Source organism: Desulfobulbaceae bacterium (assembly GCA_015231515.1).
Lineage (GTDB): Bacteria > Desulfobacterota > Desulfobulbia > Desulfobulbales > VMSU01 > JADGBM01.
The window spans coordinates 30,011-53,611 of the sequence record JADGBM010000010.1; the positions used below are offsets into that span (position 1 = coordinate 30,011).

20 protein-coding genes are annotated in these 23,601 nt (G+C 44.1%); 13 read left to right on the plus strand and 7 right to left on the minus strand.

The annotated features are described in order from the left end of the window. Positions 1-6 precede the first annotated feature (6 nt). The 4 genes from HQK80_03215 to HQK80_03230 are packed head-to-tail and all read left to right on the plus strand — an operon-like array spanning position 7 to position 6,261. Entirely contained in the window at positions 7-2,340 is a 2,334-nt protein-coding gene (locus tag HQK80_03215) for a hypothetical protein (GenBank protein MBF0221231.1), read from the plus strand. 37 nt (positions 2,341-2,377) lie between these two features. Next, positions 2,378-3,400, plus strand: coding sequence for a SurA N-terminal domain-containing protein (locus HQK80_03220; protein ID MBF0221232.1), 1,023 nt, complete (start codon positions 2,378-2,380; stop codon positions 3,398-3,400). Positions 3,401-3,430: 30 nt separating this feature from the next. Further along, positions 3,431-4,468 (plus strand): 6-bladed beta-propeller, encoded by a 1,038-nt coding sequence (locus tag HQK80_03225; protein ID MBF0221233.1) that lies wholly within the window; start codon positions 3,431-3,433, stop codon positions 4,466-4,468. Further along, entirely contained in the window at positions 4,468-6,261 is a 1,794-nt protein-coding gene (locus tag HQK80_03230) for a hypothetical protein (protein ID MBF0221234.1), read from the plus strand. The genes HQK80_03225 and HQK80_03230 overlap by 1 nt, the downstream gene beginning before the upstream one ends. A 19-nt stretch (positions 6,262-6,280) precedes the next feature. Here the strand turns inward: HQK80_03230 and HQK80_03235 are convergent, their stop codons facing one another. Genes HQK80_03235 through HQK80_03245 form a run of 3 tightly spaced genes read right to left on the minus strand, consistent with a single transcriptional unit; the run spans position 6,281 to position 9,705 of the window. Beyond that, positions 6,281-8,692 carry a tetratricopeptide repeat protein gene (locus HQK80_03235; GenBank protein MBF0221235.1) on the minus strand — a complete coding sequence of 804 codons (2,412 nt, stop codon included), beginning with the start codon at positions 8,690-8,692 and terminating at the stop codon, positions 6,281-6,283. After that, a complete protein-coding gene (locus HQK80_03240; GenBank protein MBF0221236.1) occupies positions 8,689-9,075 on the minus strand; it encodes a GtrA family protein in 387 nt (128 codons plus the stop codon). Before HQK80_03240 ends, HQK80_03235 begins: the two co-directional genes overlap by 4 nt. A 3-nt stretch (positions 9,076-9,078) precedes the next feature. Beyond that, on the minus strand, positions 9,079-9,705 hold the full coding sequence (locus HQK80_03245) for a methyltransferase domain-containing protein (protein MBF0221237.1): 627 nt from the start codon (positions 9,703-9,705) through the stop codon (positions 9,079-9,081). A gap of 349 nt (positions 9,706-10,054) precedes the next feature. Here HQK80_03245 and HQK80_03250 point away from each other — a divergent pair, with 349 nt between their 5' ends. Both HQK80_03250 and HQK80_03255 read left to right on the plus strand, forming a co-directional pair. After that, positions 10,055-10,993: a glycosyltransferase gene (locus HQK80_03250; protein ID MBF0221238.1), complete on the plus strand. Its 939-nt coding sequence runs from the start codon at positions 10,055-10,057 to the stop codon at positions 10,991-10,993. A gap of 83 nt (positions 10,994-11,076) precedes the next feature. After that, positions 11,077-12,123, plus strand: a complete 1,047-nt coding sequence (locus HQK80_03255; protein MBF0221239.1) for a glycosyltransferase family 2 protein — start codon at positions 11,077-11,079, stop codon at positions 12,121-12,123. A 22-nt stretch (positions 12,124-12,145) separates the two neighbouring features. Here HQK80_03255 and HQK80_03260 read toward each other — a convergent pair whose 3' ends face one another. From HQK80_03260 to HQK80_03270, 3 genes are read right to left on the minus strand one after another with little or no spacing between them, the layout of a single operon-like run. Further along, complete coding sequence (locus tag HQK80_03260; GenBank protein MBF0221240.1) at positions 12,146-12,931, minus strand: glycosyltransferase; 786 nt, start codon at positions 12,929-12,931, stop codon at positions 12,146-12,148. Next, a complete protein-coding gene (locus HQK80_03265; protein MBF0221241.1) occupies positions 12,913-13,665 on the minus strand; it encodes a class I SAM-dependent methyltransferase in 753 nt (250 codons plus the stop codon). The genes HQK80_03260 and HQK80_03265 overlap by 19 nt, the downstream gene beginning before the upstream one ends. A gap of 40 nt (positions 13,666-13,705) precedes the next feature. Then, positions 13,706-15,139 (minus strand): sigma-54-dependent Fis family transcriptional regulator, encoded by a 1,434-nt coding sequence (locus HQK80_03270; protein ID MBF0221242.1) that lies wholly within the window; start codon positions 15,137-15,139, stop codon positions 13,706-13,708. A gap of 485 nt (positions 15,140-15,624) precedes the next feature. Between HQK80_03270 and ispG the strand changes: the two genes are divergently transcribed. The 5 genes from ispG (at position 15,625) to HQK80_03295 (ending at position 21,434) form a co-directional block, all read left to right on the plus strand. Continuing rightward, positions 15,625-16,695 (plus strand): flavodoxin-dependent (E)-4-hydroxy-3-methylbut-2-enyl-diphosphate synthase, encoded by a 1,071-nt coding sequence (gene ispG / locus HQK80_03275; GenBank protein MBF0221243.1) that lies wholly within the window; start codon positions 15,625-15,627, stop codon positions 16,693-16,695. A gap of 61 nt (positions 16,696-16,756) precedes the next feature. After that, entirely contained in the window at positions 16,757-16,951 is a 195-nt protein-coding gene (locus HQK80_03280; protein ID MBF0221244.1) for a GxxExxY protein, read from the plus strand. Between the two features lie 144 nt (positions 16,952-17,095). Continuing rightward, positions 17,096-18,808 carry a proline--tRNA ligase gene (locus tag HQK80_03285; protein ID MBF0221245.1) on the plus strand — a complete coding sequence of 571 codons (1,713 nt, stop codon included), beginning with the start codon at positions 17,096-17,098 and terminating at the stop codon, positions 18,806-18,808. Beyond that, the gene (locus tag HQK80_03290) at positions 18,756-19,019 is read left to right on the plus strand and encodes a GxxExxY protein (protein ID MBF0221246.1); all 264 of its coding nucleotides are present in this window, start codon (positions 18,756-18,758) and stop codon (positions 19,017-19,019) included. The genes HQK80_03285 and HQK80_03290 overlap by 53 nt, the downstream gene beginning before the upstream one ends. Before the next feature lie 228 nt (positions 19,020-19,247). Further along, on the plus strand, positions 19,248-21,434 hold the full coding sequence (locus HQK80_03295) for a bifunctional (p)ppGpp synthetase/guanosine-3',5'-bis(diphosphate) 3'-pyrophosphohydrolase (GenBank protein ID MBF0221247.1): 2,187 nt from the start codon (positions 19,248-19,250) through the stop codon (positions 21,432-21,434). An 89-nt stretch (positions 21,435-21,523) separates the two neighbouring features. Here the strand turns inward: HQK80_03295 and HQK80_03300 are convergent, their stop codons facing one another. Continuing rightward, positions 21,524-21,730: a 50S ribosomal protein L28 gene (locus tag HQK80_03300; GenBank protein MBF0221248.1), complete on the minus strand. Its 207-nt coding sequence runs from the start codon at positions 21,728-21,730 to the stop codon at positions 21,524-21,526. Between the two features lie 474 nt (positions 21,731-22,204). On the opposite strand from HQK80_03300, the gene HQK80_03305 reads away from it, so the two are divergent. Beyond that, complete coding sequence (locus HQK80_03305) at positions 22,205-22,750, plus strand: transposase (protein MBF0221249.1); 546 nt, start codon at positions 22,205-22,207, stop codon at positions 22,748-22,750. Between the two features lie 267 nt (positions 22,751-23,017). Then, the coding region (locus tag HQK80_03310) for a hypothetical protein (protein ID MBF0221250.1) at positions 23,018-23,601 on the plus strand (584 nt) is incomplete at its 3' end.

Sequence of the window (23,601 nt, forward strand, 5' to 3'; positions counted from 1 at the left end):
CCTCTTATGAAGATGAAACTCCTGTTTTTTGCCTTTCTTTTCTGTACGGCTCCTTGGATCGTTTATGGTGCTGCAGTTGATTTTGTGCCGCGCCTGGTCAGAACGACAGCTCAACTGACGGTTAACAGTCAATACAGATCAGTGACAAACAGATTTGAACGTGATGGTGGGGAGCCTCCCGCCCGAACGACAGAGACTATCCAGATGAGTGAGTCCCTTGGCTTTGGCACCAACGGCTATGTGTATCATCCGAATCTCTTTGTCTTCGGGGGGGCACTGTCAGGAATAAACGGTTCGTCGAGAAGTCGTGTGAGTACCGAAGACGGAGACCACCTTCCCCCCGCGAAAAACAGGTCTCGAACAGAGGCCTATAACTTTAATGGCGAACTGCTGAGGAGAAAGCCTCTCAATGCTGAGATGCGTTTTTCTCGAGATGTGCCTTTTGGAAGCGGTGTAACCCATACTGAAATAAGCCGTAATATTATAGCGCTTCACTATACTAAAAGGCCGCTTGTGAGTGGGCTTGAGTTTGTCCAGAATGAGCGGGCCAGTAGCAACTTTAGTACGCTAGATGACCAGTATCGAGGCAGTGTGGCATATAGTATACGAAATTTTAGTGTTCAGGGGGGTGGGTTTTATGCTAAAACTAAGTCAAAACAGGAAAATAGTCTGTTTGCGGAAATTTTAAATGAGTCAAACGGGCTTTCTTTTGATAATCGATGGATCTATAAAACCTGGAACTTCAAGACCACTGCAGATTGGAAAGAAACAAAAACGGATAACGGCAAACAGATAAATACCCATGACGATGATACTGTAGAGAAAAAGGCAGAAAGTAATCTGGTTGAAACTGTGGAGGCTGGTTTACCCTGGAACACTAATATGTTACTCAACCTCAGAAGGTCGGAGAGGACAAATCACACTTTTGATGGAGGGCAAACCGTGATGTCACGAACTGTTGGTGAATCTGCTGCGGTAAACCTGACTCAAAAGGTTTTTGACAGCCTCTCGTCACGGTTTAGTTCGACGTACTCAAACTCGCAATCGGGCTCAGGTTCGAACCAATCAAAAAACTTTTATCTCGGTACAAATTATATCAAGCGGCTGCGAACCGGCGGGGTTTCAGCTGGGGTTTCCCAGGAGTTGACCTATATGGACAGAGCGGGATCGGTGGAGAGTAACTACACAAGCACTCCCACGGTTGCTGGTGGCAGCTTTATCCTGACACAACAAGACATTGACTCATCTTTTGGCGCAATAAATATTACCATTGATATAGCCGGCATAGAGTTCTCCTTAACCGAAGGTGTGCATTGGACAAAGGGAGCTGTGAGTAATAACAGTGTGGAGGTTGAACTCGCAGGAGGAACAGTAGACTTGGTCTCCTATATCGATGACCGGGATGGGGGTGGGGATGGTACAGGACCACATATCTATAAAGCAATCTTCAGATCCAGAGACTTGGATTATGTTCTGGAAACCAGCCAGCAGACCGTGTATACCGGTCTCACCATTTTGAATGGCCTGGTAACGAGTCAGTACACCCACAAGCAGACCGCCCAGGAGATAAGTGACGGTGATCCGGGCTTCAATTCGGGGTTGGCGCCGATTATCTCCGATGATAAAATTGCTGCTCGGTTGAATTATGGTCCTTTTTCATTGTCTGCTGACTACCAGTTGGTAAAGTCAAAATATGATGCAGAGAAATGGGAAAAAGCAAAGTCGGGAAACCCGATCTTGTTGAATGAAGTTTGGGAGTATGGTGCTGCTTTCTATAAACAGACCGTTATTATCCCCAAGGTCAGTACGGCAGTCAGGTTGAACTACAGTACAGCTTTTTATACCACTGAGCAGTGGGATAACTCCACCGATGCAAGTGTCGAGCTTTCGGGCGATAAATATTCATTTTCTGCATCGGCCCATTCTGCCATGAGTTTGCCGACCTATAGAGCAACTCTGAGCCATGGCCTGAGGTATGATATCAGGCGTGGTGACTATGCTAAACTGGTTACAGGTGTCGGTAGTAATCCTGTCAATAGCCAGGACAAGGATGTCTATCAAACTAATTTAAATGTCAGCTGGGCGGTGCCCTGGACAAAGATCAGTGTAACAGGCTTTGCCGATTATTTGAATGAACGGATTATCGGTGGCAATGAGGAGATCTCCCTGGAATACGGGGCCAGGTCTGGATATCAGTGGCAGTTCGGCGCAACGCGGGTAAATCTGTCAGGAGACTACAAATTTAACGAGGATGAGATTAATGATGAGACTGGATATACCAGCGCCACTTCCACAGAGGAATGGTCGGTTAATCTTAATATGACCAGAAGATTATTCTGATTTTTTTTAACAAAAAACGGCACTTTTCGAGGTAACTATGCGTATATTTGAAAAAAGGTTTTTAGCTTCATCCTTCATTGTTTGCTTGGTGGCAGGGTTGTGTTTTTCTGGGAATCCCAGGGGCGGTACGGCCTTTGCCTCCGAAGATGACGTTGATTATTCCATGGGGCACGACGGGGCTGATCAGGTTACTGTTGCTCGAGTCAATGGTGTTGAGATAAAAATGAGCGCCCTTCTGAAAAGAATGAGGAATCTGGCCACCAAAAGGGCGGGAAGCCAAGAGATTACTCCACTTGTGGCCCAGAAACTTCAAAAGGAAGCTCTAGACACATTGATAACTGAAGAGCTGGCCTACCTGAAGGCCTTCAGCGTAATTGGTGTAATGCCGCCTTCGGTGATCGACACTGCAGTGGAGAGCCTGAGAGAGAATTATGGCGGCGCCAAAGCCTTTGAAGACTATCTTGCCCGAGAAGGGGTGAGCCTTGAGGAGTATCGTGTTCAGGTTGAACGGAACCTGGTGGTTCGCAATTTTATCAGGGTAGAGTTCGGTGATACCGTGACGGTCAGTCAGGAGGAAATTGATGCCGCCTATCCTGCCTATCCGGGCGAAGAGAACCAGTATCTGGCCCAACTGGAAAAAATACAGGTTTCAGAGCTCAGGCTGTTCCTTGACCCTGAGAGCGAAGCCTCATTAAATACAGCAAAAGAGTTTCGAGAAAAGATCGTTAACAGTTATGAAGGTGACCTTACCAAAATTCCCAATGATGGAACCTTTTTCATTAAAGAAAATGTGGCGCTTAATAAGAGTGTGGATAAGGCGCTTTATGATGCAGGTAAAAAACTTGCTGATGCTAAAAAAACAAATGGATTGTCTGAACCCGTGGTCTCTGGTGGAGTAGTGAAAATTATTCAGCTGACTGGGTATATGGCTGAAGTGATAAAAAGTGCGGATGCTGTGCGCTATGAGATTAAGAAGTCGAAACAGCAAAAATTAGTCAATAAATGGGTTGCTGGGCTTAAAGATGGAGCCGACATCGAAATATTTGATTTGACACAATGATGTTGGCTGCACGTAAATGAAAGGATGTTTATGAACCTCGCTCGTTTTAATCTGTTCGTATCTCTTTTGTCATTATTGGCATTATGTTCCTGTGCCCCTACCCAGTGGGACATGCAGATTAACCGCCATAATGGTATGGTCTGGCCGCCGCCGCCCAATCCGGTAAAGGCTGAATATCTTGGTGAGTTGACATCGTTTGTTCCGGTGGGAAAATCAGTGGCATCAATTCTTTTTGGAGCTGAAGAGCAAGGACGTATTCAAAAGCCGGTTGCGGTTGCGGTTGGGGCTGATGGCCGGATTGCTATTGCGGATGGGCAGCTTCAGGGTGTGCATTTTTTTATACCGCATAAGAAAAAATATCTCCTGTTGAATCTGGCATCAAAAACTTCACTTGTCTCACCGGTCGGGGTGGCTTTTGATGATGATTTAACTCTCTATGTTACTGACTCTGTTCTTGCAAAGATTTTTGTCTTTGACCTGGACGGGAAATATGTCGACGAAATTGCTGTTGCAGGTAACGACGCTTTGCAGCGGCCAACGGGAATCACTTTCCATGAACCCAGAAAACTCCTTTATGTGGCGGATACCCTTGCCAATAAAATTTATTTTTTTGGTGAGAAACGTGAATTTTTAGGAAGTTTTGGCAAACGTGGAGAGAAGAATGCCGAGTTTAATTTCCCAACTCATTTGTCCACTGATACTGAAGGGCGCATATTAGTAAACGATACTATGAATTTTAGGCTACAGGTTTTTTCTGTTCCAGATAGGTTTGTTACTCTGTTTGGTCATCATGGCGACGGGTCGGGAGATTTTGCAATGCCGAAAGGCGTTGCCGCCGACAGATGGGGTGTATTTTATGTTGCCGAGCCTCTTTTTGACTGTCTTCAGGTATTTAATATTCATGGGGACTATTTGATGAGCATTGGCAATAAAGGCACGGGGCTGGGTGAGTTCTGGATGCCGTCAGGGATATTTATTGATCGTCAGGATAAACTCTATGTCTGTGATACTTACAATAAAAGAGTGCAGATATTTCAATTATATGACCTATCTTCAGGAGGCCTTTAATGGCGCGAGTAAGCTTTTGGCTGATACGTTTTATGATTATTCTGCTGGCCTTGTCAGGTGGAGACTCTGAGGCCAGCGTCGTTGATACAAAGCATAATCTCTCCTCCTCCGGGCCGGGAGAAATTAGAGCAATTTTAGAGGATCAGGTCTGTATATTTTGTCATACACCTCACAATGCAGCACCAAAAACCCCTTTGTGGAACAGGGCTATTGATGAAGGGGTCAATTACGTCATTTACGACAGCACTACCTTCAACGCCAAAATCTCACAGCCATCAGGCCCCTCAAGGCTCTGTTTGAGTTGCCATGATGGAACGGTGGGGTTAGGAGCCCTTTTGAGCAGACCAGAGGGCGTCACCATGACCATGGGGTTGATGGGGCGGCCATCCATGCTAGGTACCGATTTAAGTAATGATCATCCTTTTTCGTTTTCATATAGTGAAGCATTACCGTTTAACGTCGAGCTGCATGGAACGTTGCCGTCAGAGTTGTTATTCTATAACACTGACGTTGTTCATTGCTCGACCTGTCATAATCCCCACGACGATACCTATGGTATGTTTCTCAGTGTGAGCAATAAAAACGCGGCCTTGTGCATCCTGTGTCATAATGTTAGCGGCTGGCAATCTTCTTCCCACGCAACTTCAGGTAAGACATGGAGCAGGGCAGGGAATAACCCATGGCCCTTGAATGCCAGGTTGACCGCTTCCCAGCAGCGCAATACCGTGGCTGAAAACGGCTGCGAAAATTGTCATACACCCCATAATGCCGGTGGCCCCCAACGATTACTGAATTTCTTAGAAGAAGAGAAAAATTGCACCTTTGCCTGTCATAATGGCAATGTTTCAGACCCAGGAAAAAATATAAGCAGTCAACTTATCCGATCTTCGGCTCATCCGGTCGATATGGCGACGATTGGCAGTGCAGGAACTCCCCATGATCCTACAGAGGACGTAACCTTTCTGCATAATCACGTGGAATGTCAGGACTGCCACGATCCTCATAGCACTTACGATAACCCCGCTGTGGCGCCATTTGTTAGTGGCAGTTTGACGAATGTCAAAGGTATTGATCAAGCCGGCAGTGAACAATACCCGGCAGCGTATGAGTATGAAATTTGCTTTAAATGTCATTCTCATACCAATACGGTGGTCTCCTATGTTAATCGGTATTTGGATGAAAACGATACAAGGCGTGAATTTGCGACCACCAATCCATCCTATCACCCGGTCATCGGGGCAGGAGTGAACCTTGATGTGCCCAGTCTGCCCAGTGTCACCTCTCCTGATCAATCGATGGATGAGTATTCATTAATCTACTGTTCTGATTGTCACTCCGGCGATGATACGGCAAAAATTGGTGGGAATGGTGCTAACGGTCCTCATGGCTCAATATATGCGCCAATTCTTCGGGAACGTTATGAGCGGGCTGATGGAACCAGTGAAAGTTATCAGTCGTATGCATTGTGCTATAGATGCCATGACCGAACTAATTTGTTGGCCGATCAGAGCTTCAAAAGAAGAACTTTGGGAACGACAAGCTCTAAAGGCGGGCATAGTGGGCATACTGCCGTTAACGGTGTGTCATGTTCGGTGTGTCATGATCCTCATGGTGTTGTGGATAACAGCGCCTCGGGAGATCATACGCATCTTATTAATTTTGACAGTACGGTTGTAAGCCCTGCTTCTGGAGAGATCTATCCACTGTTCGATGATACTGGGAACTTTACAGGGTCGTGTGCTCTGATTTGTCATGGTGTGACTCATGGTAGTGCCAGCCATTCGTATCCGTAATTGCGTTCATAACGATTTTCTACGGGTGTTTTTCTTCTGTTAACTGTTTTATAAGCTCTTTAGCCATTCGGTTGTAATGGCCTCGTGGTTCCAGATCGCAGTATTTCTCTAAATGAACAATGGCTTTTTCTGCCTGGCCGTTGTCCTTATAGATCATGCCCAGGCCATAATAGGCATTAGCGTGATCGGGGTCGATCTCAAGCGCCTTTGTGAAGTGGTTAAAGCTGTCATCCAACCGCTGTTGGTCAAAGTAAACAAAGCCAAGATTTGCATGGGTAATCGCAACCAGAGGATTTTCCTGTAGGGATTTGTTGTATTCACTGGCTGCTGTTTTAAGGTCATTGGCAACATGGGCTTTTACGGCATTGGTAAAATATTGTTTTGCCAACTGATCATCGGTAAGCGAACCATATTTCTTTTGGGCTCCCTCAATTTTTTTTGTTTTTTTTAGTTTTTTATATGAAGCGATAAGGTCAGGATACACCTGGCGATAGTTCTCGTTTATATTCAAGGCTTTTTCAAAAAACTGCACAGCTTTTTGATCGACGCCTTTTTGCATATATATGTTGCCGATATTATGCAAGATGCTCGGAGATCTCTTGTATCCGGATGTCTGAAAATAGTTTTCCAGACTTTTGTCAAGCTGACCTGTCTTGAAGTATAGATCCCCTAAGATTCCAAGGGCACTTTCCTTAAATTTATCAGAGCCGCGTTTTGCAACAATTTCTATATCTGCTATTGCCTCACCATATTGCCCGGAGGCGAGATGGAGCAGACCTGAAAGAAGCTGTGCCGTGTTGCTGTTGCACTCTTTAAGATTACGTTTAATCTCCATCATTTTATTCTGTCTGTCTTTATAGCCGCCAAGGGTAGCAAGAAAAACCTGTGGCGCCATATCCGGATTAATAAAACGATATTCATTTTCTGTGATGATATGCGAGAAGGGCCCGCCTCTTCGTAGATATAGCATGGATTTGTCGTCCCAGTAGACCAGTGCCCAGTCCGGATGAGAAAATGATGCATCAATATCTCTAAAAATCTCATCGGGTAGGCCGGTTGTAAACTTTTTAGTTGGTATGAGAATCGTTTCAAATTTGTATTTTTGATATAATTCACTAATTATTGCCGGACGTTCCCGAAAAAGTGTGAGTTTCTCAAGCAGGTTAATGGGCACTGCCCCTCGGGCATCGACAAAAACAGTCCTTAGAGGGTGTCCCGTCCAAATTATATATTGGCCAAAGGCGAAGCTGTTGAATGTCCTGCCGATTATTTTATGGTTATCCATGAAATCAACCGCTTCTTTAGGCATATGGACGTAGTTAAAGCCAGAACCGAAATTCTTAATGGAGTTATAGGATATTTCTTGCCAGTGCGTTTTTACTGATAAAACCAAGCACCCAAGTAAGAAAGCCAGTGTGCCCCATAAAAACTTGAAGCTGCCGGCTGAGCGAGGGGCGATCACCGCCGAGATATTTTTGATAAGAATTGGTGCGCCAACAATAAATGGCAGATAGAAAAATCGCCGAGCTAGAAATGGCATAATAAGGAAAGGCAAGATAATAAGAAAGTCGGTCAACGACGCCTTTTTTCTGTTGATGATAAAGGAGGCAAGTAAGGTTGTTTCAAAGAAAATAATGATAAATTTTAATTCACCGGAGGGAGGTAAAAGCTCGGAGAGTTCTTGCTTGAAGAAATCAGTACCAAGAACCTGAGCTCCTTCAAGGTATTGGCCAATACCGTTAGGGTTGATAAGTGAAAGCAGTATAGAAAAAGCAAGTATTGAAAGAAAAATATTCAGTTGGCGGGTGGTCAAATAGCCTGCTTCCAGGCCGAATTTTTTGTTGAGGATTGGTTGGCAAAGGCTTCCAACTAAATACGCGCCGGTAATTGCAAAAATCAGGTTTACACTGGAATGCGTGTTTGCCCACAAACAGAGCAGTAAGGGAAAGCCATAGACATATTTTTTGTTTTCGTAGAGATAGGCATTAAAGATATAGAAAGTAGAGGCCAAAAAAAACATCAGCATGATATCCGGCCTGAGGACAAACCTTGATTGTGAGACGATTGCGGCAATAAAGAGGATAGGCAAGGCAATGTAGATTTTACCCTGCCTTAAGGAATCTTTTAATAAAAATAAGAATACAGTAGTGATAATTGAGGCCTTTATGAATACTAGTCCAAAGGCTCCCGTAAATTGATGGAGGAGGTAAAAGAGAACTGCAAAAAGCCAACTGGTATATCGGAAAGGTGTATCAAAGTTTGTATAGACAAACTGCTCCTGGACTGGGAATCCTTTGGTTGTCCAGATTAGTTTGCCAAGACTCAGGTGCAGCCAGGCATCCGTGTCGTGGATTTTATTGAAGGCCAGAAGAAAAATTCCAGACAGAAAAAAAAATATTAGGATGCGATTCTGGGTGAAAAATTTGCTCATTTAAAAGTCCATCGTTTATGGATGAAAAAATTATAAACAGTAATTACCGTGGTAATAAGAATATTTGCCAGAAGGTACCATACATGCAAGATATCGACTAACAAATACATGAAACTGATCACCAGCAGCAGGCTTGTCAGCAACACGGCATTATATCTCCAAAGGCCATGCCAGTAGGAGTTGTTAGCCCCAGTAAATGTATAGTGCCGATTGCACGAGTAGCCTGCAAAATTGGCGGCGACAAAAGCAAGAAGTGTGGAGATAAGGTAGTGGAGATTGCAGATATCAGTAAAGAAATAGAGCAGGAGAATGCTGAGACCATAGCATCCCCCTCCAATAATCATAAAAGAGATGAGTTCTCTTTGTGTTTGTAATCGTGTCATTGTCTAAAAATTGTTGATAGCAGTCGGTGGGTGTTTCTGGTCACGCAACGAACCAATGCTGATAAACTCGTTATATTTAAATATGTTCCCGATAAACCGAGGGAACGGGAAGGAATAATGCCTTATTTCTTGGAACCCACTGGCCACTGCTACCTCTTGGAGTTTTGTGAAATTCATAAACTCGATATGGGTTTCATCACTGAAATATCCAGCTTCCTGCGGAGTAATGAGAATCAATTGGCCATTGTCTTTGATTAGAGATTTGTATTGTAAGATGAGCCCGACGGAAGCATCTGTTCCGAGGTGTTCAACGACATGCGAAAGCAGCATTGAATCAAACAGTTTATTCTTGTTGTGTCGGCTTAATGCAAACTCATCTGGAGTATACGCGGTTAAACCTTTGTCATGAGCAATACGGATGGACTCTTTGTTGTGATCAATACCAACTCCATGGCCATCCAAATGGGAGAGCATTCTGCCGAGACCACAGCCGATCTCAAGTGTGAAACCTGGTTTAAGTCGGCGAATGTTCCATCGGTAAGGAGCTTGAACATTGAAAAGCTTTTTCCACCAGCAGGTCTCATGGGTGAGCAGCTTTTTAGTATATGTTTTTGAGGATGTAGATGGCATTCTTTTAGAAGTCTGGAAATGTTGGGTTTCGTTTCTCAATTTAGACTACCAAGCTTCGGTCACAATGACGATATTTATTTCCGTTACTGCGAGGAGTGCAGCGACGCGGCAGTCCAGAGGGTTTAACCCAGGGCTTACTCTTTCGGGATTGTCGTGCTCTCTAGGTCGCATATCGATATTTTTAATGGTGACAATGTTACTGACCCTTGATATGCTTTTTTAAAGTTGATGGTGTCTTTTCTGTCAGGGGAAGCCTGAAAGTGCTATTGGGGTGAAAATGTATTTTAATGGCTATGGCGCCCCCATGATTTTTTAAAGCAGTATTTCTACGAAGGTTGCAAATCGCACAATGCTGAAAACTGAATTTCTTGAATTCCGTATAGCAGTTTTGATACCCTGCCACAATGAGGGCGTAACAATTGCTAATGTTGTTAAAAGTTTTAGGGAAGAACTTCCTTCAGCTACAATCTATGTCTATGATAATAACTCCACTGATGGAACCGTATTGGCTGCAGAAGAAGCTGGCGCGATTGTACAGAAGGAGAACCGCCAGGGGAAAGGTTTTGTAATTCAGTCGATGTTTCGGGAAATTGTTGCAGATGTCTATGTCATGGTTGATGGTGATAATACCTATTCAGCCAAAGATGTAAATAAGGTGATAGCCCCAATTCTTGATGGGCAAGCCGATATGGTGATTGGTTCACGATTACATGAAACGTCAGAAAGCGCATTCCGGAAGAGGAATCGGTGGGGGAATATAGTTTTTAGAAAGGTTTTAAACTCGCTTTTTCGGGTAAACATTGAAGACCTTCTTTCTGGCTATCGGGCCTTTAATCGTAGACTTGTCAAGGGAACACCTCTTTTTGAGGGAGGGTTTGCAACCGAAACAGAAATGACCATTAAGGCCCTTGAACAAGGTTTCAGGGTTGTGGAGGTGCCAGTTGATTTGGCGTCACGCCCGGAAGGGAGTTTCTCCAAGATTAGTCATTTTAAAGACGGCATATCGATATTAACTACCATTGTCACTCTCTGGAGGGATTATCGCCCTCTTAGGTTTTTTTCATATTTGGCCTTATTTATCGTTGTGTTAGGCTCAATCCCTGGTGCCTGGGCTATTGCCGATTTTCTTAACTCTGGTGAGTTGAAGCGGGTTGGGGCGGCATTGATGGCGGTTGGTCTGTATATCATGGGTTTGATACTTTGGGTCGCTGCGCTTTTTTTACACTCTGTCAATAGAAGATTTCGAGAGGTTTTGGCAAAACTTCAGAATATGCAAGATGATAAATAGGTGCAGTACAACCCATATTACCCCTGTTTTTTTAGCATACTTTTTGATTCCATCCTTTCCTTAAAAGCCAAGAAAATCCCCTTATGACTTTTGAACCCAAACTATCGTCACAAGTTTCCATTGTAGTAGTCAATTACAATGGAGAACGGAACATAGATAATTGCCTTGAGTCAGTATTGTCAGGCATTGAATGTGACGCAGAACTTCTTGTGGTAGATAATGCCTCGCAGGATTCAAGTTGTCAGAAACTCACAGAAATTGCGGAGAAGAATAAGAGGGTCAGAGTCGTTTTTAGTCCCAAAAACCTGGGCTATGCGGGGGCGATTAACTACGCATTGAAATATGTCAGTGGCAAGTATCTTGCCGTTTTGAATATGGATTTACTTGTAGAGAAAAGCTGGTTGCAACCTCTGGTTAATTTTCTAGATGATAACCCTGATGTTGCAGCTGTTACTCCGCTTGTGGTGCTCATGGATAGAAACCTTGTAAATGCCGCCGGTCAGAATATTCACATAACAGGGCTAGGTTTTAACCGAGGTCTCGGGGAATCGATTGATGCATTCGGTGAAAAACCTTTTGCTGTATCTGGACTTCATGGCTGCGCATTTGTGACCCGCACGCAGCTCCTTAAAGATATTGGCGGTTTTGATGAGGCAGGTTTTCTTTACCATGAAGATGTTAATATGTCATGGTTTCTCCGATTGCTGGGCTTTGAACTTTATTGTGTGCCGGGTTCTGTTGTGTACCACGATTATTTTTTATCGATGTATCCTGCAAAGTTTTACTTGCTGGAGAGAAATAGGATTGCAATGTTGTTTACGTATCTAAAGTATTCAACCTTAATGCTGATTTTGCCATTTGTTATTTTAACTGAAATAATGTCTTGGGGATTTAGTTTTTTGCGAGGTGCGCCGTTTCTAAAGGCGAAAATAAAATCATATCTATGGGTTGTACGCCATAGGTTGTTGATTGGTAGAAGACGATCTTGGGCTCAACAAAAAAGAAAAGTTTCAGATTGGAAGGTATTGTCTTCGCTGAGGCTGCAATATGATTGGTCACAGTTTAAAGTGCTTGGTCGAGAGGGGGGCAAAGCATTGCGTGAACCAAAAGATGGATTGACAGTGAAATAGCTTTAGATTGACAGAGTTTTAGTTATTGCAGGTTTTTTGCAAGCTTGTGGCATCTTTCCTTCCAGCCAGGCGCATGGAGAAATTTACCTATAGTGGCTAACTCTTTTACTGCCTTGAGAAAATCAATAGCGTTTAGCTTTGAGCCGGGAACATCAGACCATTTTTTCAGTGGATGTTCAACTGCGGTGAGCTCAAGTGATGGTAAGTTGTAGTATCTGTTTAACAAAACAATTCTGGCAATAATTTCGACATCAAAAATCCAATTGGTGGTAAACGGTTTACTGAAAACAAGCTGTAACTCTCTGGTATTTCGAAACAGTTTCGCTCCGCATTGGGTGTCATAGATAGTAATTTTCAGGATGAGGCTTGTTACAGTGGCAAACAGGCGCCCCAAATAATGCCTGACAGCTTTCCTTTCGATTGACCTGCTCAATAATCGTATTCTTGACCCGAACACCATGGTTTTTTTCGGTGTGTTGAGGAGGGTAATGAAGTCGTTGATTTCATCCAGTGGTGTGGCCAGGTCTGCATCCCAGTAGCCAATATTAGCGAAATTCATACTAAAGGCTTTCAGGAAACCCTGGCGTACAGCTTCGGCTTTACCGCTGTTGTTCTCTACGTTGACGGGCACAAAATGATCATGCTTGTCGGCAAGCTCGGTGAGCAGAGACCAGGTGCCGTCTGTGCTGCCATCATTAACCATTATGAAATGAATGTTTGCATTGGACGCGGCAAAGTCAGAAAAAGCCCTGGTGTCCAGGCGTTTTTCCTCGTTATAGCATGGAATGACTATTGCGGTTTTCTGCATATCGCCCATACAGACAGTCCTGGAATAGTAATGCCGTAACGATTCAGCCACAGTGTGATTTTGTTTTCTGTTGCCAGAAAACGGGCAATCAAAGAAGTGAAGGACTTTCCGTATCGCCAAGTTGTGACTCCGGAGAACTCTTTATTCCCAGGGCTTAATTTCCCCCAGCCCACAGAGGCTGTGCGGAAAAGAAGCAAGGAACTGAAAATATATCCAGAGCTCATCAGGTTGAGCCCTCCAGAACGGAGAACCTCTTCAAGTTGCTTTTTGTTGTATCGGCGATGATGCCCAAGGAAAGAATCGTGATTGCTATAAAGCCGGTTGAAGGCGGGTGCTGTAAGGATGAAAATAGCACCTGGCGCGGCAAGAGTATACATCTCCTTTAAAAATGCAACATCATCCTTGGTGTGTTCAATGACATCAAAAATTGTGACGATATCATAGAACTCTTTTTTAAGGGAATTTGTAGAGTGGTGGAAGGAGATAGAAGGGTGTCGTGCGGAAAATTCCGCAATAAGCTCTTCTGATAGGCTTGTGTCAACAGCGTCAATTACGGGCTGGTTGGTGTTGAATAACTCGGAAACCGTGTATCCGTCGCCGCAGCCAATATCAAGAATCTTTTTGTGCTCTGTGTTCAGATGTAAAGAGTTAAATAAATGCCTAAGGGTGCTGGTGCGCGAGACTTCCCATGGATGTCTGTTGCCGTCTAAAATTTTTAATTCAGCTAAATCCATTTATGGGGGGGTACCAAAAGCGTCGAGTATTGAGTGGCTATCACTCATCATCATCTTTTGGACTGATGTCCATTTTCTTTAGACGATAGCGCAAGGCATCTCTGGAAATATTCAGCAATTTGGCTGCTTTTCTCTGGTTGCCGCCGGTTTTATCCAGTGCTTTTTTGATGAACAGTTCTTCCATGGCTTCTAATGAAAGATCGTCGGGCAGCTGCATCTGGGGGGCGGCAGCGGAGCTTTGAGTAGTTGCTGGGCCAGTTGTAGACGTGGTCATTGCCGGAGTGTCGGGAGGCGGCAAGACGTCTTCAATGTTATCTAAAATGTCATCAGTGGATATTTCCGCACCGTCTGAAAGGACAACCAGCTTTTCTATAAGGTTTTTAAGTTGTCGGACATTCCCCGGCCAGTTTTGTTTGGAAAGAGTTTTCATGCCCTCGGCCGAAATGCTTTTTTGTTCAGTGCCATATTTTTGGCAAAAGCTATTCAGGAAGTTTTGGGAGAGCAGTTCAATGTCCTCTGGTCTTTCACGCAGTGATGGAAGCTCAATTGTAGCGATATTTAATCGGTAAAAGAGGTCAAGCCTGAACTTTTTCTCTTGAACCAGAGTGTTTAAGTCTTTATTTGTTGCGGCGAGAATTCGTACATCCGCCGGGGTGTCTTGCAGTGCGCCGATTCGCCTGAAACATCGTTCTTCGAGAAGTTTTAGAACCTTCGACTGGAACTGATAGGGCATGTCTCCAAGCTCATCAAGTAATATGGTCCCGTTCTGAGCGGCCTCAATAAGCCCTTTTTTAGATGCCTTGGCATCAGTAAAGGCCCCTTTCTCGTACCCGAAGAGTTCACTTTCAATTAGATGGTCGGGGATGTTTGTGCAGCCGATTTGCACGTAAGGTGCGTCCCGCCTGGTACTCATGTTGTGAATTTTCTGGCACAGATAATTCTTGCCAGTGCCTGATTCGCCAAGAATAAGAATTGTTAAATCGGATTTAACAGCCAGACGTTTTAATATGGCCAGGACTTTTTTCATTTTGTCGCTGGTACATGGTATGTCTTCATCTTCGTGTTCTGCTGAAGAGCCTAGGAGTGGTTCGTCACGAAGGGAGTTTAATATGTCTTTTAAACGCTCGAAGTCGATTGGCTTTTCAAGGTAATCCATGGCTCCAAGCTTCATGGCCTCAACAGCACCATGAATTTCTGTCTGCCCGCTGATCATAATACAAACGATTTCTGGCCGGGATTTTTTGATGATACTTAAAAGCTCTAGGCCATCAATTGAATCTTGGAGTTTAAGATCGAGAAGGGCGATATCTGGTTCTTGGTCTTCAATTATTTCAAGCGCTTTCTTGCCGGAGCCGGCAGTTAAAGCAATAAAGCCTTCTTTCTTGACGAATTTTTCAAGGCCAAAGCGAATAAGCGCCTCATCATCAACAATTAAAACCTTTTTGGTCGAACTTTGTTTTGCAGGTGTTGTCATAAGATGGGGTGTTTTTTTTGTGAAATAATGCTGATTTGAACAAGTTTTTAAAGTTAAAAAATATATTTAAATCATACTATTATCTTTTATTGATAAGTTCAATAATCATATTATAAAAAAATGGAACTATTCTTTAAGGGTGAGAGGTGAAGGGGAAGGGTAAAAGGTGAAAGGTGAAAGGTGATGGGTGAAAGGTAAAAGGTGAAAGGTGATGGGTGAAAGGTGAGGGGGGGGGTGAATTTTGCTAACTGTTATTGCAGCAGCGCCAGTCCTGAGCAATTTTCTGTCTTCGCAAAAGCCCCCTCAATCCAACCAACAAACTCAACAACCGTGTGAAACCGTGTAAAATATAGCGAGATAAATGGCAAACGAGTATAATGGCCAGTTTGTTCAAACTTTTGTCGTATTATTACGATGTTGCGTCAATAGCTCTATGCGAAGTTTTTTGCTATTAGTATTTCAAAATACTTTTTTGTGAGACTGTCATGTTAGAACGGAAAAAAACCAAAAAAATCCATATCGGCACAGTTGCTATCGGCGGCAATGCCAATATTGCCGTGCAGTCCATGACCAATACCGACACACGCAATGTTGCTGCAACTGTGGAGCAGATTCATAGGCTTGAAAATGCAGGGTGTGAGATTATCAGGGTTGCTGTTTTGGATGAGGATGCTGCGCAGAGCATAAGGGCTATTAATGACAAAATCTCAATCCCTTTGATTGCTGATATCCATTTTGATTATCGTCTGGCAATTGCCAGCATGGAAAACGGCGCCCATGGTATTCGGATTAATCCTGGAAATATCGGCAGTTTGGCGCGTTTGAAAAAAGTAATTGATGCAGCAAAAAGTCATCAGGTAGCAATTCGTGTGGGGGTGAACTCCGGTTCGGTTGAAAAGGATATTTTGAAAAAATACGGTAAGCCTTCACCCGAGGCCTTAGTTGAAAGTGCCATGCGCAATATTCGGCTCTTGGAGGAGTTTGGCTTTTACGAGATGAAGATCTCGATAAAATCATCGGATGCCATGGCAACAGTTGAAGCATATCGAATATTATCTCAACAATGTGACTACCCTCTGCACCTCGGAGTTACAGAGGCGGGTGGTTTGATTGCCGGAACTGTCAAGTCCAGCGTGGCCTTGGGGATTTTACTGTATGAAGGCATTGGCGATACCTTGCGGATTTCGTTGACCCGTGACCCTGTTGAGGAGATTCGTGTTGCCTATGAGTTGCTTCGCTCGCTGCATATTAGACATCGTGGGCCGGAACTGATTTCCTGCCCAACCTGCGGTAGGTGCCAGGTTGACCTGTTTAGTCTTGCTGAACGGGTTGAAAAGCATATCCAAACAATGAAAACCAACTTGAAAATTGCAGTAATGGGTTGCGTGGTGAACGGTCCTGGAGAGGCGAAAGAGGCGGATCTTGGACTTGCTGGCGGCAACGGCGTTGGTATAATTTTCAAAAAAGGAAAGCTCTATAAAAAAGTGCCGGAAGCAGAACTCTTCGATGTATTTGTTGCCGAGTTGAATTTGCTAGAAAAAAAAGAGTTGCCATAGACCGCTTTAAGTACAACTATTTTTTGCCACGAAAACACACGAAAACACACGGACTTTTTCTATGGGTGATGTTTATTTAAAAGAGATTTGCTATAAAATTAATGGAGCTGTGTTTGAGGTTTTTAGGGAGTTGGTGGCAGGGTTTCTTGAAAAAGTGTATGAAAAGGCTTTGTTGCTAGAGTTACAGTCTCGTGGGATTGTGGCAAAAAAGAAGGATTTCAAATGCGTTTTTCAAAATTATTACTTCCTACAGTAAAAGAAAGTCCGACTGAGGCTGTAGTTATTATATAAACCATATTAGCCACGAAACCACACAAACACACACGAAAAGGGGCAAGGGTTAGTGAAAAATCTTTCGTGTGTTTTGGTGTGTTTTCGTGGCAAAAAAGAAGGATTTTAAATGCGTTTTTCAAAATTGTTACTTCCTACCTTAAAAGAAAGCCCGACTGAGGCTGTGGTTATCAGTCATAAACTGCTGCTGCGGGCGGGTTTTATTCGCAAACTGACCAGCGGTGTCTATTCGTATTTGCCTATGGGGCTTGCTGCGATACGAAAGGTCGAACAGATTGTGCGTGAGGAGATGAATGCTGCTGGCGCCCAAGAACTCTTGATGCCTATGGTGCAACCTACTGATCTATGGGAAGAGTCCGGGCGCTTAAAGAAATATGGTCCGGAACTGTTGCGTTTTACGGATCGGCATGAGCGGGAATCGTGCTTGGGGCCAACCCATGAAGAGGTTATTACTGACATCGTTCGTAAAAATATTCACTCATATCGTGATGTGCCGATCAACCTCTACCAGATTCAGACTAAGTTCCGAGATGAGATCCGGCCTCGGTTCGGCTTGATGCGCGGCCGTGAATTCATCATGAAGGATGCCTACAGTTTTGATGCAACAGATGAAGCTGCTCAGGAATCGTACGAAAAAATGAAATACGCCTATCACCGGATTTTTACCCGTTGCGGGCTGAAATTCCGGGCAGTGGAGGCCGATACCGGAACCATTGGTGGCAGTTTCTCCCATGAGTTCATGGTGTTGGCTGATACTGGTGAGGATACCATTGTTATCTGTCAAAAATGTTCCTATGCCGCCAATATGGAAAAAGCGGTTTGTAAGCCTTTACCATTTGCAGGCGATACAGCAGAAAAACCTCTTGAGAAAATCGAGACGCCCGGCAAGCGTAAAGTCGAGGCGGTTTGTGAATTTTTGAAAATTGAGTTCAGAAATCTGGTTAAAACCATGGTTTTTATGGCGGATGGTAAGCCGGTCGCGGTTTTATTGCGTGGCGATCATGAAGTCGAGCCTGTAAAGTTGAAAAATTTACTTGGTGCAACCGAGGTGGAGTTGGCCTCTGATCAAGAATGTTTTGACTCGACTGGTGTACCAAGTGGGTACCTGGGGCCAATAGATATAAAAATTCCTGTCGTTGCTGATGAAACAGTTTTGGAAATGAAAAATTTCGCGGTTGGTGCCAATGAAAAAAACTATCACTATTTGAATGCAAACTTGGTCAGAGATTTTGTTGTCGAAAAATCGGCTGACCTCAGGATGGTAACAGATGAAGACCGATGTCCGCTGTGTGGCGCTGAACTGGAACTGACAAGGGGCATTGAGGTTGGTCACATCTTTAAACTTGGAACTGCCTATAGTGAAGCCCTTAAAGCAACTTTTCTGGATAGTGAAGGCGCTGAGAAACCATTTGTGATGGGTTGCTACGGAATAGGTGTCAGCCGGGTAGTTGCTGCAGCCATTGAGCAGAATCACGATAAGGATGGTATCGTTTTTCCGCTGCCCATCGCACCGATGCAGGTCATTATTCTGAACCTCGGCATTAACGATGAGGTTATTGCGAATGCAGCTGAAACACTGTATTCGGATTTGCAGAAAGTCTCGATTGAGGTACTTATTGATGATCGTGATTTGCGTCCCGGCGCCAAGTTTAAAGATGCGGATCTTATTGGTATCCCGATACGTGTTACGGTTGGCAAGCAATTTGTGGAAAATGGCCATGTTGAACTACGACACCGCGCCAACGGAAAAACAGAAGAACTGCCTTTAGGTGAAGTTGTTGCAAAAATCCAAGACCTCATCAAAAAAAGTAAAAACGATTAACCACGGACAAACTGTTAAAAAAAAGAATTTGGCCACGAAAACACACAAACACACACGAAAAAATGCAGGTTTGGAACTTAAAGTAGTGGAGAAAATACAAAAAATTCATACGGCACAACTACTGAATTACCTTAAGGCTACTGACTTTAAGGTTGGTTTGTTAGTCAATTTCAACCACCCCAAAGCAGAGGTGAAGCGCTATGTTTTGTAAAACTCTATGTGTGCTTTTCGGGTCAACAAACGCAGTTAAAAATGTCTGTGTGTTTCCGTGTGGTTTCGTGGCTAATAAAAAGCAGTTATGTTTTTAGAAACCTGCAACTGAACCTATTTAAAACTTTTCTTTATGTTTGATACCCAATCTTCCTTTGCGTACTTTGCGCCTCCGGAGTTCTCCTAAGGTCGCTTGCCTGCGCGAGACAGAATATAGTGACCGTTGATTATGAGTAAATTGCAGGAAATATTAGATAGTGCCGGGAAGTATATGCCGAAGGAGAGTTGTACGCTTATCGAGAAGGCGTATGAGTTTGCTCTGAAGGTTTATGCTGATAATCCTGATCGCCTCTCTGGTGCCCCGTATATCTCACACCCCCTTTCTGTGGCCGCGATTCTCACCTCCCTTGGTCTTGATGTTCACTCGGTTATCTCTGGTCTTTTGCATAAGGCCTTGCGGGGTAAACCGCCCCAAACGACAAAGGATGAACTTTCTAAACTTTTTGGGGCTGAGGTTGGTGAGATTGTTAGTGGTGCCACTAAAATTGATGATATTCAATTTAACAGTCGGCTTGACTACAAGGCGGAAAACGTCAAGAAAATGTTTCTGGCCATGTCGACTGACATCAGGGTTCTACTGGTGAAGCTGGCCGACCACCTGCACGATATGCAGACCCTTGAGTACGTTGACGCGGAAAGACGCGCTGAACTTGCTCAGGATTCCGTGGATCTCTATGCACCGCTGGCCAGTCGGCTTGGGATCGACAGAATAAAACGAGAGCTCGAAGACTTGAGTTTTCAATATCTTCATCCGAAGCAGTTTGCTGAGTTAAACTCTAAAGTTAACATGTCGCTGCATGAGCGCGATGAATTTGTTGAACAGATTAAATCGGTTCTGGACAAAAGCCTGAAGGAAAATGGGCTTGAAAATTTTCTGATTTCTGGCCGTCCCAAACATCTATACAGCATCTATCGAAAACTTATTGCCCAGAATATCTCTATCGACAAGGTTTATGACAAGGTTGCTTTCCGAGTGATAGTAAACACCGTTGGTGAATGTTATGAGGTTATGGGGATTGTGCATGCGCTGTGGCAGCCTATCGCCAGCCGCTTCAAGGATTTTATCAGTGCCCCGAAGTCAAATCTCTACCAGTCCCTTCACACCTCTGTTGTCGGTCCACATGGCGATTTCATGGAGATACAAATCCGCACCTATAAGATGGATGAAATCGCTAATGACGGTATTGCTGCTCATTGGGCCTACAAAGAGGGGGCCGATATATCAAAAAAAGATGCTAAGCTTTTTCATTGGCTCAAGCAGTTGGTGCAGAATCTCAAGGAGGTTGATGACCCCAAGGAATTTCTAGATGCTGTTCGAGTTGAACTTGATCATGCTGAGGTTTATGCCCTAACCCCGAAAGGCGCCGTTAAGGAGCTGCCGATAGGGAGTACTCCGCTCGATTTTGCCTACAGTATTCATACGGAAGTCGGTAATCGTTGTACAGGGGCTAAAATTGACGGAAGGATAGTGCCGCTCAAGTATGAAATTCAAAATGGTGATGTGATTGAAATTATTACGTCGCCAAATCAGCATCCCAACCAAGGCTGGCTGGCTTTAGTTAAAACCAGTAGGGCAAAGAACAGGGTGCGGCATTGGCTTAAGCAGGAGGAGCAGGAGCAGTTCCTTGAAACAGGCCGTGAGATATGTGAGCGCGATCTTCGCAAAGCAAATTTAAGCTTAAAACGTATTGCTAAAGCACCTAATTTTAGTGAAGCCTTGAAGGGCTTTAATTGCAATAATTTAGACGGGCTGCTTCGTCGGGTTGCCAGTGGCAAGGTCAATACCCAGCAACTCATTGAAGCGTTTGAATCTCAAGAGATTAAGGAAGAGCGTCTTAAACTTCAAGCCGAGCGTGATGAGGCTGATCGTCTGGCTCGACAAACCAAAAAGCCCGTTAAACAGCGCAAGAAGGGTAGCCGGAGTATTGTTAAAATTGACGGCATCGATGATGTGCTGGTCAAAATCAGTAACTGCTGTATGCCGATGCCAGGGGACTCAATTGTTGGATTTATCACTGCCGGTCGAGGTGTTTCCGTGCATAAAAACAGCTGCTCTAACCTGCTGGCATCTGATCCAACACGGCGTATTGATGTTGCTTGGACTGAGCAGGAAAAAATAGATGGGTTGAAAGTTAAGATCCAGGTTATTGCCCTGGATAGGAAAGGGCTGCTTGTCTCAGTATGTAACAGTATTACCTCGGAAGAAGGCGATATCTTTGATGTGGAGGCGCATGTATCTAAATCGAGGCAGGCTCGCTTAGATTTTGTGCTTGGCGTGAAAGGCAAAGACCATCTCTTGGCAATACTACAGAGAATCAGTCAGATGGATGGGGTGTTGGAAGCGCAAAGGATGTGAGGTGAAGGTTATAGGTAAAGGGTAAAGGGTAAAGGGGTTGAGATTTAAATAACCCGTGGCCTTTTACCCTTAATCTTTTACCCATCAACCTAGTTGGCTTTTACAACCGGTTTTACGACAGCCCCTGAACGAATACAACGTGTGCAGACGCGCATATGTTTGGCATTTCCTCCAGGCGCCGCTACTCGAACTCGTTGAAGATTAGGCAACCAACGACGTCGGGTTTTATTGTGGGCGTGGCTTACGTTATTTCCTGTTGCGGGTTTTTTGCCGCATATTTCACACATTTTAGACATGATATGCTCCTTAAGTGATTCAAAATTAGAATCAGCCTTTATACTTTCTCACGATATAAATTTCAATGTATTTTTTTATGCCCCAGAATTACACAGAATCCACAAACAAAACATAAGGGATTTCTTGTGAATGATTTTGATAGTTGGTAGGCTGAGTTGAGGGATGAAACCCGATCATTCTGGACAGGGAATGGTATTCGCTGACAATATTGGACATGAATGAGTTTATATTTGCTGGGTTTCGCAGAGCTCAACCCAGCCTACGAAAATTTACAGGATAAAAGTATACATTGTTGGTAATTGGTAGTCTATATTTGCTGGGTTTCGCAGAGCTCAACCCAGCCTACGAAAATTTACGGGATAAAAGTATACATTGTTGGTAATTGGTAGTAGTTGGTAGGTTGGGTAGAGGTACGAAACCCAACATTCCCTGTCTGAAATTCAACTCAACCCAACGAAATTTGACTGGATTTAATCATGCACTATCGACGGGCTTGCATTCAGGGAGGGACGTATTTTTTCACCCTGGTTACCGACAAACGGCGAAAAATTCTTTGTGAACCTGAAAATATTGCATTTTTGCGGGCCGCATTTCAATATGTGCTGGAACGGCATCCGTTTGTTATCGATGCGGCGGTCATCTTGCCGGATCATATCCATGCCATCTGGACCTTACCGGACAACGACCGGGATTTTTCCAAACGTTGGCGTTTGATTAAAAGCTATTTCACACGGCATTGCGACACTCATTACAAAAATACGCCATCCCCGTCACGGCTCAAAAAAAATGAGCAGGCCGTATGGCAACGGCGTTTTTGGGAACATATGATCCGCGATGAAAAGGATCTCTCAACCCATGTCGAGTATATCCATTACAACCCGGTAAAACACGGACTGGTCAAATCGCCGGTGGATTGGCCCCACTCTTCATTCCATCGCTTTGTGGCTAATGGTTTGTTTGGCACGAACTGGGGTGCTGGACAGGGAATGGTATTCGCTGACAATATTGGACATGAATGAGTCTATATTTGCTGGGTTTCGCAGAGCTCAACCCAGCCTACGAAAATTTACAGGATAAAAGTATACATTGTTGGTAATTGGTAGGTTGGGTAGAGGTACGAAACCCAACATTCCCAAACTGATCTCTTTAATAGAAGGTTAATTCGTGCAAAATAGGCTTATTTGGTTCAGTTTTAGTCGCTCAAAAACAAAAAGTAAGAGGACTGTTAAGTGGATATGAGGTCGCTAATAAAGCAGTTAACCGTTTGTGCCCCCGTCAAGCGAGTAATGAACAGAATGTTTCCGTGTGCTCCTGTGGCGAATAAATTTGTTGGTTGTTTGCAGTTCTTAATAATTTTATTTCTCTCCAATGTTGCTTTCGCTCAGGAAAACCTCTCAGTAGATTTTGAAACGGTGATTCAGGAAAACTTCCTGGGTATTAATGCCGTCTACCATGGCTTCACCTATATGCCGGAATCCCTTGAGCAGGGGATGAATGAAGAGCTCAGGGCGATTGAGATGCAGCGTGTTGAGCAGTCTGGGCTGCACATTGCCAGGACTTTTTATCGTCCCGATTGGGCGATGGGTGAGGAGGTCTGGACATCGCCGGATTGGCAGTCAGTTAAAATGAAGGCCCTGTATGCCTGGTTGGCAGATATGCAGAAGCGCAATGTAGATGTCGCCTTGAATATGGGCTGGTGGTTTGCCCGGGATGTAATCTGGAACCGGGATCAGCATCTGCCGACCTATCCGGATGATATGCTTCGTTATGTCGAATGGGTGAGTGAGTCGCTTCATCAAATAATTGAGCTGCGTAAATTCACCAATGTGAAATATGTTTTCATGTTTACTGAGCCAGGTGGGAATTATGG

What these genes read in the sequence shown, in the direction of transcription:
- HQK80_03215 (MBF0221231.1), top strand. Translation starts at nt 7, where the DNA reads ATGAAGATGAAACTCCTGTTTTTTGCCTTTCTTTTCTGTACGGCTCCT.
- HQK80_03220 (MBF0221232.1), top strand. Translation starts at nt 2,378, where the DNA reads ATGCGTATATTTGAAAAAAGGTTTTTAGCTTCATCCTTCATTGTTTGC.
- HQK80_03225 (MBF0221233.1), top strand. Translation starts at nt 3,431, where the DNA reads ATGAACCTCGCTCGTTTTAATCTGTTCGTATCTCTTTTGTCATTATTG.
- HQK80_03230 (MBF0221234.1), top strand. Translation starts at nt 4,468, where the DNA reads ATGGCGCGAGTAAGCTTTTGGCTGATACGTTTTATGATTATTCTGCTG.
- HQK80_03235 (MBF0221235.1), bottom strand. Translation starts at nt 8,692, where the DNA reads ATGAGCAAATTTTTCACCCAGAATCGCATCCTAATATTTTTTTTTCTG.
- HQK80_03240 (MBF0221236.1), bottom strand. Translation starts at nt 9,075, where the DNA reads ATGACACGATTACAAACACAAAGAGAACTCATCTCTTTTATGATTATT.
- HQK80_03245 (MBF0221237.1), bottom strand. Translation starts at nt 9,705, where the DNA reads ATGCCATCTACATCCTCAAAAACATATACTAAAAAGCTGCTCACCCAT.
- HQK80_03250 (MBF0221238.1), top strand. Translation starts at nt 10,055, where the DNA reads ATGCTGAAAACTGAATTTCTTGAATTCCGTATAGCAGTTTTGATACCC.
- HQK80_03255 (MBF0221239.1), top strand. Translation starts at nt 11,077, where the DNA reads ATGACTTTTGAACCCAAACTATCGTCACAAGTTTCCATTGTAGTAGTC.
- HQK80_03260 (MBF0221240.1), bottom strand. Translation starts at nt 12,931, where the DNA reads ATGCAGAAAACCGCAATAGTCATTCCATGCTATAACGAGGAAAAACGC.
- HQK80_03265 (MBF0221241.1), bottom strand. Translation starts at nt 13,665, where the DNA reads ATGGATTTAGCTGAATTAAAAATTTTAGACGGCAACAGACATCCATGG.
- HQK80_03270 (MBF0221242.1), bottom strand. Translation starts at nt 15,139, where the DNA reads ATGACAACACCTGCAAAACAAAGTTCGACCAAAAAGGTTTTAATTGTT.
- ispG (MBF0221243.1), top strand. Translation starts at nt 15,625, where the DNA reads ATGTTAGAACGGAAAAAAACCAAAAAAATCCATATCGGCACAGTTGCT.
- HQK80_03280 (MBF0221244.1), top strand. Translation starts at nt 16,757, where the DNA reads ATGGGTGATGTTTATTTAAAAGAGATTTGCTATAAAATTAATGGAGCT.
- HQK80_03285 (MBF0221245.1), top strand. Translation starts at nt 17,096, where the DNA reads ATGCGTTTTTCAAAATTGTTACTTCCTACCTTAAAAGAAAGCCCGACT.
- HQK80_03295 (MBF0221247.1), top strand. Translation starts at nt 19,248, where the DNA reads ATGAGTAAATTGCAGGAAATATTAGATAGTGCCGGGAAGTATATGCCG.
- HQK80_03300 (MBF0221248.1), bottom strand. Translation starts at nt 21,730, where the DNA reads ATGTCTAAAATGTGTGAAATATGCGGCAAAAAACCCGCAACAGGAAAT.